Origin of the sequence: Chryseobacterium sp., assembly GCF_041914225.1 — a bacterium.
GTDB lineage: Bacteria > Bacteroidota > Bacteroidia > Flavobacteriales > Weeksellaceae > Chryseobacterium.
This window is the reverse complement of the sequence record NZ_JAYSDT010000024.1, coordinates 52,178-61,368: the sequence shown is the minus strand read 5'-3', so window position 1 is coordinate 61,368 and position 9,191 is coordinate 52,178. Positions and strand designations below refer to the sequence as shown.

At 31.4% G+C, this 9,191-nt stretch carries 8 protein-coding genes; 7 read left to right on the top strand and 1 reads right to left on the bottom strand.

Annotated elements, in window-relative coordinates; genetic code table 11:
- Positions 1-192 precede the first annotated feature (192 nt).
- Complete coding sequence (locus ACE3RB_RS12315; protein WP_374464485.1) at positions 193-861, bottom strand: hypothetical protein; 669 nt, start codon at positions 859-861, stop codon at positions 193-195.
- Between the two features lie 609 nt (positions 862-1,470).
- Between ACE3RB_RS12315 and ACE3RB_RS12310 the strand changes: the two genes are divergently transcribed.
- The 7 genes from ACE3RB_RS12310 to ACE3RB_RS12280 all read left to right on the top strand — a co-directional run bounded on the left by ACE3RB_RS12310 (position 1,471) and on the right by ACE3RB_RS12280 (position 8,653).
- The gene (locus ACE3RB_RS12310) at positions 1,471-2,298 is read left to right on the top strand and encodes a hypothetical protein (protein ID WP_374464484.1); all 828 of its coding nucleotides are present in this window, start codon (positions 1,471-1,473) and stop codon (positions 2,296-2,298) included.
- A gap of 29 nt (positions 2,299-2,327) precedes the next feature.
- Positions 2,328-2,762: a transposase gene (locus ACE3RB_RS12305; RefSeq protein WP_374464483.1), complete on the top strand. Its 435-nt coding sequence runs from the start codon at positions 2,328-2,330 to the stop codon at positions 2,760-2,762.
- Entirely contained in the window at positions 2,732-3,079 is a 348-nt protein-coding gene (locus ACE3RB_RS12300) for a helix-turn-helix domain-containing protein (protein ID WP_374464482.1), read from the top strand. The genes ACE3RB_RS12305 and ACE3RB_RS12300 overlap by 31 nt, the downstream gene beginning before the upstream one ends.
- Before the next feature lie 367 nt (positions 3,080-3,446).
- A complete protein-coding gene (locus ACE3RB_RS12295; protein ID WP_374464481.1) occupies positions 3,447-4,016 on the top strand; it encodes a helix-turn-helix transcriptional regulator in 570 nt (189 codons plus the stop codon).
- Between the two features lie 302 nt (positions 4,017-4,318).
- Positions 4,319-5,227 carry a helix-turn-helix domain-containing protein gene (locus ACE3RB_RS12290; protein ID WP_374464480.1) on the top strand — a complete coding sequence of 303 codons (909 nt, stop codon included), beginning with the start codon at positions 4,319-4,321 and terminating at the stop codon, positions 5,225-5,227.
- Positions 5,228-5,579: 352 nt separating this feature from the next.
- Positions 5,580-7,073 carry a hypothetical protein gene (locus ACE3RB_RS12285; protein ID WP_374464479.1) on the top strand — a complete coding sequence of 498 codons (1,494 nt, stop codon included), beginning with the start codon at positions 5,580-5,582 and terminating at the stop codon, positions 7,071-7,073.
- A gap of 155 nt (positions 7,074-7,228) precedes the next feature.
- Positions 7,229-8,653 carry a hypothetical protein gene (locus tag ACE3RB_RS12280; RefSeq protein WP_374464478.1) on the top strand — a complete coding sequence of 475 codons (1,425 nt, stop codon included), beginning with the start codon at positions 7,229-7,231 and terminating at the stop codon, positions 8,651-8,653.
- Positions 8,654-9,191 lie beyond the last annotated feature (538 nt).

Below are 9,191 nucleotides of genomic sequence, written 5' to 3'. Positions count from 1 at the left end.
AGAGCAATACACTTTTAATGTATGGGTCCTGGGTTCGAATCCCAGCCGGGTCACTTGTTGGGACAAATCTACAAAAGCTAGGTTTGTCCCATTTTTTTTGCTCTGATATTATGTATCATTGCTTTAATATTGATGAGCCTAAGGTATAGTAAGATATTTTTTCCTAAATACGAGATGTATAACCCAAGTATATTATTTAGCTGTTAATTGTTTAAAATAAAAATCAAAAGGAGCGGAAAATAATTCATAAGGATCCCCATTCCAGTAATATATCTTGTTTCCCTCTTTAATTTCATAGAGATCAAACTCTTGTTCAAAGCTTAAAGTCTCATTTGTATTTTTCAAGTTATTAGTGAGTAGAGAAAAGTACTTTTTCAATTCATCTGCTTTTATTTTTTCCGGCGCAGTCGGTATATCTTGTATATTTTTAGGAATCTTAAAATTTATGGTGTAATTTACTTTGGCAATTTTTTGATCTTCAATAAATTCGTTAGGCACAACCTGTATTTTATTAATTGTAAGTTTAGCATCTCTAAAATTTATCATTACTTGTTTAAAAAAATCTTCTGCTTCTTTTTTACAGGCAGAAGCTGTTTCTTTAGGAAACTCTGAAATAAAATTTTCAGCAACTGTCTTAGCCACGTTGTCATCAGAGTTTTTAGTAAAGTCTATAGAATAAACATTTTGTCCATCTGCGGTAGGCTTTAAATAATTATTAAGTTTGATATACGAAGTTTGATCTCTTCTTAGAAAAGTATTAAAAAACATTTCAAATACGTCTTGAGGTTTTTTTACTTCCGTTTGTGCGTATTGTCCCATGAGAATAAGGAAAAATAATAAAATAATTTTTTGATTTTTCATAGATTGTGCTTTTTATATTTTTTTGTTGGTAAGATTTAAGCTGTTCTTGGCAGAGTTATATTTTCAGAAGTTTAACTTCAATTCTAGAGATAATTCACAAATTATTGCTTTGACAAAAGTATTTCATCATTTTACATAAACTGGTATGTAGCCGTAGTCAAGAGTAATCGAAAACTAGCGAATTTATAGATAATCATATTTTTCTAAAATTACAGTAATTTTTATGCAGGGTTAAGTGCCATTATTTAATTATCATATGCACTTTCATTAGCATCTCATACTTTTTACGGAAAGTTAAGTCATTTATTAGCCAGAATAAGTTGGAATTCTGCATACAAATATATTGGGCGATTTTTATTGATGCCTGATCTCTTTGATATCATTATTTGTTGAAATCTTCTGTTTGTTGACGTTTGAATTGGGAGCTATGGATTGAATAAATAGAATATTGATGCTTCAACCATCAATATATGCTTTATTATAAATTAGTTGAGGAATAAAATCTTTGTCATGACAAATTTTGACAAACCTCAGCATACATCAACAAATGGTTTTTTTTTGATATAAATAATTTGATAATAATTTTGTCGCAATAAAACATTAATTGAAATGAAAAAAATTATTATCAGCATTTTAGTATGCTATGGATTTAGTGTTTATTCACAAACAGGCAGTGTAGGAATTAATACTGCAAATCCTGATCCTTCTGCAGTTCTAGAATTAAGCTCTGCAAATAAAGGATTATTAATTCCCAGAGTGTCTTTACAAAGCTTAACAGATGGCACTACGGTTTCTTCACCAGCAAAAGGTTTATTTGTATATAACACCAATACGGGTTTGTCAAACGGTGAAGGCTTTTATGTGAATTATGGAACATCAGCTTCTCCTAACTGGCAGACTTTTCTTCCATACAGTGTCAATTATGTATTGGATAATGCTTATTCAACCACAGCAACAAATAGTGTACAATACAATTTTCCTGTTTCCGGTTCTACCGTTAATAATGTAGATCTTGGATTAGGATTAACAGTTACAGTTCCTGCAATGAGTACGGTTCAGATTGTAGTCACTTATTCAACGCCAATGGGTTTTTTAAAACCGACGAGTAGTGAAATTTTTGGAGGTTATATGGGGGTACGTTTTTTAAGGAACGGTGTTGAAGCTCAAGGCGGATCCAGAAAATATTCTATAAGTCAGATTTTTAACCAAAATAATGGGAGCTATGTAATGACTAGTGTGGGAGCAACATTTGTAGAAACTGTAACTAATAACACAAGCACTGTTGGAACTGTAATATACAGTCTTAATGGATATATAGAAAAAACCCAAGGTACCACTGCTCCAACTTTTATATTTAATATGTTCTCTGCTACAGGATCTAATTTTAATTGGGGGCGAGGTACTATGTCTGCTCAGGTCTTCAGAAAACCACTTTAATTAGGAAATTTAAAAGTGTAGATTATTCTATGGATTACTTGAAAAATATACATATAGGAGAGTTAATTGAAGCAAGATGGAAATGGACGGGTATTTCTATGGAGAGGACCTGTAACTTTTTTAAAGTCACTGAAGCTGAAATACAACAAATATTCAGGCAGAATGATATGAGTTCTGAATGCCTGTTAAGATGGAGCAAACTGCTTGAATATGATTTTTTCAGGCTCTATTCACAGCATTTGGTTCTTTATTCCCCGCTGGGTAAAGATTCCAGAAAAGCAAAGCAAGAAAATAGTTCTGATGTTCCTGTCTTCAGAAAAAACCTGTATACCCAGGAAATTATTTTGTTTGTACTTGAGCAAGTGAAGACCGGAGAAAAAACTAAAAGACAAATTATGGATGAATATAGAATTCCTAAAACAACCCTATACAAATGGCTGGAAAAATACAAGGAGAAAGTATAAACGTTCCTGACTACAGGAGAATTTATCAGGATATCATTGACAAGAAATTTCCTGAAAAAAAAGAATTATACTCAAAAATAGTACAGAAACAAAGCTTATCTATGCTTGATATTTTGAGAATCAATGATTTTATATTCAATACAAAAGAAGGGGAAAAAGATATATATAATCAGAAGCTCCGTTTGTATGACGAAGATACAGTTCTCTATATATTAGATTTTCAGAAAAAAAATTATTTGACGAATACACAGCTGGCTGATCATTTCAAACTGAGCAGAAACACAGTAGCTAAATGGAAAAAATGTTTCACATCATAAAAGTCTTAGTATTAAAGTCTGCTTAATAATTATTACTGTATTATTCTCGTGATTAATACAACAGGTTTTTTTGACATTTATTGATAACATAAAGTGTCTTTTTTATATTTTTTCATACCTGCTATTATAACGAATTTTGTACCCTGAATTAACACAAATGATGAAAAAAGAAATAATTTCAGATAGAAAAATACAAAAAAGTTGTATTGAAAAAAGGAGGTTAAAACTGGTAACTAATTTTTGCTGTCTGTAATTTGTATGGGTATATATAAATTAGGTTCTGTTATAAATATCAGAATTGCTTTATTATTACTTATACTGTTTAGTAATATTCTTTATTCGCAGGATAAAGTAAGGCGAAAAAGTATTGACAGCAACAGACAGCATATTTTCTTCTGAGAAAAAAATATTAAATACCATTGTTGCAAGGGAAGATAGAGAGAGTAACCAGACTGAAAGTTCAAATTATAATTATTGGCTGTATATTTTTCTTTGTTTATTAGGAATGGGAGGTGCAGTATATATTTTTTTTAATAAGAAGAAAAATGGGCATGTAAAATATTCGGAAAATGATTGGCCAGATGAAACATATAATATTCTTTTTGAAGAAACCCAGGAAAAAGAAAAGCAGGAACCGGAAATAGAAGATTTAAGAGAACTTATCAGCCTGGTACAAAATAATGATAAATCCTTTCATTTGAGATTTCATGAACATTTTCCATCATTCAATCAGCAGCTGTTGGCCATAAACCCACAGCTAAGTCATTCCGATCTTGAATATTGTGCACTCATAAAATTGAAGTTTGATACCAAGGAAATTGCCCAATATAAGAATGTTTCCGTAAGCTCTGTATTCAGTAAGAAATACAGGATCAGAAAGAAGCTGGATATTAATACAAATGCGAATATTTATACATGGATGTTTAATATTGGGTAGTTCATAGTAGTTCAAATATATATTCAAAACACTCAATTCTTTTATTTTTATAGTTTAGAGGATATAAAATATCAGAGTCCCTATTGATAGTGTATTTTTATTCGCAGTGTAAGCCTGGAAATTTCCGGGCTTTTTATCTTATCATTTCAGACATAAGTTAATAAATAATTGGAAAAAATGATTTCAATATCCTTTGAATATTATTGTTTATACACTTGTTTTAAAATGATTTGATTTTAATTTTTCAATTTGCTGGATACTAAGGATTAGTGTTAAATTTGTTATTGTTTAATTGAAGTTCAATGTCTCGGAAAAAGGCCATATCATCTGATCTTATTTCTTATTTTACTTTTGAAGAATTGCTTCAGCAAGTAGAGTTTGATTTAAGGGTTAAGGGATTTGTTGTCATGAATAGTAGCAAAAATGATCATACAATTAAACTCAACTTACCTTATCGGGCAGATTATTATTGTATGATCCTGGTTAAAAAAGGAAGTATTGGATTTACGATGAAGGATAAGTTATATGAAATTGCTGCCGGAGACATGATCTTTTGCCCGAAAGCGGAAACATTCTGGATGGATCATCTTTCTGCAGATTATGATGCTAAATATATTTTCTTTTCTTTTGAATTTATTTCGGAAACAGGATTTAATTCAATTGATGTTCTGAAAATATTCACCTCAGATCCGGCAATATTTATCAAGAATGAGCCCGGTTTATTCAGAAAGATTGAATTTCATATTGAAGAACTTAAAAATCTGAATAATGCTGAAAAAGATAATTATTATTTCAAGGAAATGATCTGGCATTATTTTTCATTGATTATTTATGAGATTGATAACTATCTAAAGAAGACTGAAAAAATTAAAAGTATTAGTGATCGGGAAGATGAAATAACAACTAATTTTTTTGTTTTAGTGCGCAAACACTTTAAGGAGCAGCATAACGTACAGTTTTATGCAGACCAGCTTTGTATCAGCCGTAAGTACCTTACAAGCATTATTAATAAAACCTTGCGAAAGTCGCCTAAAGAAATCATTGATCAGGTTCTGATACTGGAAGCAAGACTTTTGCTTAAAAATTCAAGTTCCAATATTACCGAAGTTGCTTTACAGCTTAGATTTCCGGATCAGGCTACCTTCAGTAAATTTTTTAAACGACATACGAGAAAATCTCCGCAGGAGTATAAAAAAGAACAATTATCATAAATTAAAAATCCAGATTAATAGTGTAAGTTTATGATTTTCGGGAGCACTTTTCTGAAATGTTTGTAACAATTTTCATTTCAGGTAGTCTTATCATAATTAAAGCATGCGTTTTTTTAATACGGAAGATCTATGCTGTTTGTCCGGAAATTTTTAAAAATGTCCGTTGAAAGGAAGTTGTGGTACTTTATCTTAATGTTACATTTTCGCAAAATAGATTGCTTATTTCATAATAAGCTTGAGAAATTATGTATATTTATAACACTTATTGGGGAAAAATAATAGCAGAAATTTATTGCATATTTCATTGAGGTATGCATAGGTAGATATTTAGATAAAAGGAAAAGTGGTAGAGATGGGAAAAATTGAGTTAATCATTTTTAAGAATAAAAAAAAATATCTGAAGAGTATAAAGAAAATAGTAACCTATACAATCTGTATGGGGTTATTTTTGTGTGTATTTTCCTGCTATCGTGATACTCATGACAAAGAAAAAGAAAATTTTGATGTTTCCTTATTGACTCAAAGCTCTGAGCTGCAATTGTCCGGTGAATATGAGGCTTTTGCCAGGTTAAATAAAAAGTTTTTAAAAAAGACAGCCAAAATGAAGTATACAGAAGGAAAAGGACTCTGTTATCTGAATATGGCAGGGGTGAATGTATCAGCAGGAAATTACGAAAAAGCCCGTTTTTTTTTCAATAAAGCAGAAAAAGATCTGATACATTCTGAAAATGCTTATCACAAAGCTACTTTCTATGATGATTACAGTCTGTATTACTCTCATCTTAAATTATATGATAAGGCTATAGAATGCAATAACAATGCATTTTATTATTTAAAACAGGCAAAAAATACAAAACTCACTCAGAAACTTCTTCCGAGACTTTATGTAAACAAAGGTATTTACTATGCATGGAAAGGATGGCTGGGAACATCTTTAAAATGTTTTATCAAGGCAAACACACTGGAAAATTCGGCGTATACCAATTGCATGGTGGCACAATACTATTTATACACCCATAAGCCTGATTCTGCGGGAATATACATTACGAGGGCAGATGAGAAAATGCTGAGTCAGAAAACAACAGATGTGGAATCTCTTTGGGTATATTATACCATGGGATACTATTATAATGAAGTAGATAACAGCGAACAGGCCGAAAAAGCACTTAAAAAGGCCCTTGAGATTAATATTAAAACAAGACGCACTTATTCTTCACATATAAAAGACGTATACAAAGCACTTGCAGAAGTATATAAGAAAAAAAATGACGGCGGGAAAGCTTATTTTTATCTGAAGAAATATATGGAAGAGGAGAAGCGCTTTGACACTGCCAGGTTTGCTGCCATGAATAAAGCTACTGAAGATTTTATTTCAGAAGTAAAGCAGGAATCTGACTGGCACAGAAATGATCTTCCGCTATTCATTGCTCTTTCTGTTACTGTTCTTACCGTTTCAGGAGTGTATGTGCAGAAGTTGATTAATAAATTGCAAAAAAAGAAGAATACTCTGAAAGAGCAGACCGAAGCATTGAAGAATCGTGTTCATGCAAAACAGCTGGAGGAAGTGATAGATCTTGCTAAAAAGAATGATTCTTCTTTCTTGCTGAAGTTTAAAGAATTATATCCTGAATTTATAAAAGCACTTCTGGAAATCAATCCGGACCTCGAAAATTCTGAGCTTACTTTCTGCGCAATGCTGAAACTGCGTTTTTCATCCAAGGAAATTGCAGATTATACTTTTGTACAGCACAGATCGGTTCAGCAGAAAAAGTACAGGATCCGTAAAAGACTGAATATCCCCGGAGAAACAGATATTTATGATTTTTTTGAAAACTTAAAGGAATGAAGAAACGGATCACAATAAAAACTGCAGGATTCTGTTTTATCAAAAGATTTTATTATTGATCCATCAGAAATAACCATTGAAAACTAAAAATATAAGCACTGTTTATTCTGAGGAATCATTATTTATATAGGAATATAGCTTAAATAAAGAAACATATGATACGTATTTTTCTTTCTGTTTTATTTGTTATTTTAGTTTCGTGCCATTCTCATTCAAAAAAAGAGGCTGAAAAAGCTTTTGACGTCTCTTTGCTGAGGCAGAATGAAAAATTCCGGCTTGCCGGAGACTATGATTCGTTGATTGATCTTAATAAAAGGTATTACAGGCAGGCCGATAAGATGAACTATGCAGACGGTAAGGCCTTATGCTATATTAATCTGGCAGAGCTTAATATTTCACTGGAAAACTTTAAGAAGTCACAGATTCTTTTTGATAATGCAAAGAAAATCCTGGACGGTTCGGATGATAATATACATAAAGCAAGGTTTTATAATGTTTACGGCCGCTTTAACGTAGAACTCAGGAGGCTGGATAAGGCTTTTCAGTATAATGATGAAGCAATGAGTTTTATACGGAAAAGTGATCAGTCACCACTGAAAAATGATCTCCTTTTCAGTATTTATTTAAGACAGGCCATTTATCTTGTTCAAAAAAAAGAATATAATAAAGCACTTGATTATTTCCATAGGGCAAAAAAGTTTGATGATACAGGTCTGGCGGATTGTGCCATAAGCGATTATATCTATATGCATAAAAACAAAGATTCTGCCTATAAATACATAACGCTTGCTTACAACAAAGCCAATATAAGAGGTAAGGAAGATGGAATCGCACTCTATGCAAATACCATAATGGGTGAATATTTTCTCAACAACAAACAATTTGATAAGGCAGAGGAAGCTTTTAATAAAGCCTTGAAAATCAATGAAAAAACAAAACGCATCTATGCCTATTATGGAAAGTATATTTATAACGATCTCAGGGTTTTATATGAACGTACAGGGGATAAAGAGAAAGCTTACTTTTATCTGAAGGCGTACACGGACGCTTTTTATAAAACCAATACATCTTTGCTGGCTGCTATCAACCAGGATATGGAGTCCTTTATTACGGAAACCCAGCAAGATGCTGACCGTCATCAGAATAAAATATACTGGATTGTTTCCCTCTCATTTATAGTTCTTTGTTTGTTGGGACTGTATGCCTGGAGAATTATTATTGCGTTAGGAAAACGGAAAAAAGTTCTTGCCATAGAGGCTGAAAACCTCAAAGTAAGGATGAATGATAATAAACAGGAAGAAATTATAGAGCTTGGTAAAAAAAATGATCCTGAATTTCTGGATCGCTTTAAAGAAGCCTATCCTGAGTTTATAGATCAGCTTTTAATGATCAATCCGGGCCTTGAAAATTCTGAGCTGGTTTTTTGTGCTATGCTGAAACTGCATTTTACATCTAAAGAAATTGCAAGTTATACTTTGGTTCAGCATAGGAGTGTTCAGCAGAAAAAATACAGAATCAGAAAAAAACTGAACATTCCCAAAGAAACAGATATTTATCATTTCTTTGACACCTTAACATAGTTCAAAAAAAAACTGTCTGATTCATCAGGTCAGACAGTACTCGAAATATTCTCTTTTCACCACTCGGATTTTTTTGTGGTCTCGGTGTCAAATATGAAAATTTTTAACTAAAACAGGAAAAAAAGCGGTACTACACGAATACTACATGGTGTATGTGTTGTTTTAAACTGTTGATATATAAAAGGTTATGTTTTTTGTGATTTTAATGTTGACAAATAAAAAATGTACTGATGATTCTTGACATATTTAATTTTTGTCTTATCACTTTTCATCATTTATCCTTTTTAATGACTGCATAAGTATCATTTAAGTATTATTTTCTTTCTGATTTTCAATATGTTTTTAAGAAGCTTTTCGGTTGAAACTTTTAATGATTCACGGAGTGCAATATTGTTAAATGAAAGGTGTTTATAATGTAATTGGTTGATAATTAAATAATTAATGTGTTTGTTGTATCTGTGTAGTATCGTTTTTTTTTGTTTTTTATTTAAAATATATAAGTTTTGTAAAGAGTTTTGTTGTGAATTTTATACCATTA